Here is a 1,583-nt window from a genome sequence, read left to right as displayed (position 1 = left end):
GATCGGCACGCCGATCCAGAACACGCAGGCTCACGTACTGGACGCACGGTTGCATTCGGTGCCGGTCGGAGTGGCAGGCGAGTTGTATCTTGCCGGAGATCAGTTGGCGCGAGGGTATCTGAACCGGGCGGTTCTGTCGGCGGATCGATTTGTGGCGAATCCATTCGTGGTGGGTGAGCGGATGTATCGGACGGGTGACCTGGTGCGATGGAACAGGTCCGGAGAATTGGAGTTCTTGGGGCGTACGGACTTCCAGGTGAAGGTGCGCGGTCTGCGGATCGAACTGGGGGAGATCGAAGCGGCGCTGGTGTCGGACGAGTCGGTCGCGCAGGCCGTGATGGCCGTGCACGAGGGCGACTTCGGTCAGCAACTGGTCGGCTACGTGGTACCGGCGGAGGGCCACGACGTGGACCCGGAGGTAGTGCGTGAGGCTGTGGGCCGGTCGCTGCCGCGATACATGGTTCCGGATGTGCTGGTGGCGCTCGACGCGTTTCCGTTGAACCCGTCCGGCAAGTTGGATCGGCGGGCGCTGCCGGCGCCGGCATCCGTGGCGCAGGTGTTCCGGGCGCCGACCACTCCGGTAGAGGAAACCGTGGCGCGTGTGTTCGCCGAGGTTCTCGGACTCGAGCAGGTGGGTCTGGACGACGATTTCTTCGCCCTGGGCGGTAACTCGCTGATCGCCGCACAAGTGGTGTCCCGGCTGGGTGCGGCGCTTGATACGCGGGTGCCGGTGCGGGTGATGTTCGAAGCGTCGACGGTGGAGGCGCTGGCGGTACGGGCAGAGCAGCATGCCGGTGCCGGTGGGCGGATGGCGTTGACGGCGGGTCCGCGCCCGGAGCGGGTTCCGTTGTCGCTGGCGCAGCAGCGGATGTGGTTCCTCAACCAGTTCGATCAGAAGTCGTCGGCGTATAACCTTCCGTTCGCGATCCGGTTGTCGGGCGAGCTCGATGCGGCGGCGTTGCAGGAGTCGGTGCGGGATGTGTTCGTCCGACACGAGGCGCTGCGGACAGTGTTCCCGGATTCGGCTCAGGGCCCCTCGCAGGTGATCGTGCCCGTGTCGGCGGTGCCGGTGGATCTGACTCCGGTGCCGGTCGCGGGTGAGGAGGAGTTGCGCAATCGTGCGGCGGCACTATTGATGCGGGGTTTCGATGTCACCGCCTCGGTGCCGGTGCGTGGAGCGCTGTTCCGGGTTTCGGAGTCCGAGCACGTGCTGGCGATGGCGGTGCACCATATTTGTGCGGACGGTGTCTCGACGGGACCGTTGGCCCGGGACATTGTGGTGGCGTATGCGTCGCGGCGGGCCGGGCACGAGCCGGGTTGGGCGCCGCTCGAGGTGCAGTACGCGGATTACACATTGTGGCAGCGGGAGGTTCTCGGGTCGGAGGATGATCCGGGGTCGTTGCTCTCACAGCAGATCGAGTATTGGTCGGGTGCGTTGGCCGGTCTGCCGGATGTGTTGGCGTTGCCGACGGACCGGCCTCGGCCGGTGGTGCGGTCGGGGTTGGGTGCCAGTGTGGACTTCACGGTCCCGGCCACGACGACGCAGCGGTTGCAGTCGTTGGCCGGGGAGCTGGGTGCGACAC

1 protein-coding gene is annotated in these 1,583 nt (G+C 66.7%); it reads left to right on the top strand.

Going from position 1 to position 1,583, the window contains the following annotated elements:
• Positions 1-1,583 (top strand): condensation domain-containing protein (locus tag WAW17_RS28085; RefSeq protein WP_422336136.1); only part of this gene is annotated, 1,583 nt, incomplete at both ends.

This window comes from Rhodococcus sp. (in: high G+C Gram-positive bacteria) (assembly GCF_049286785.1).
GTDB lineage: Bacteria > Actinomycetota > Actinomycetes > Mycobacteriales > Mycobacteriaceae > Rhodococcus_F.
The sequence above is the reverse complement of the archived record's forward strand: the minus strand, read 5'-3'. Positions and strand labels throughout refer to the sequence as shown.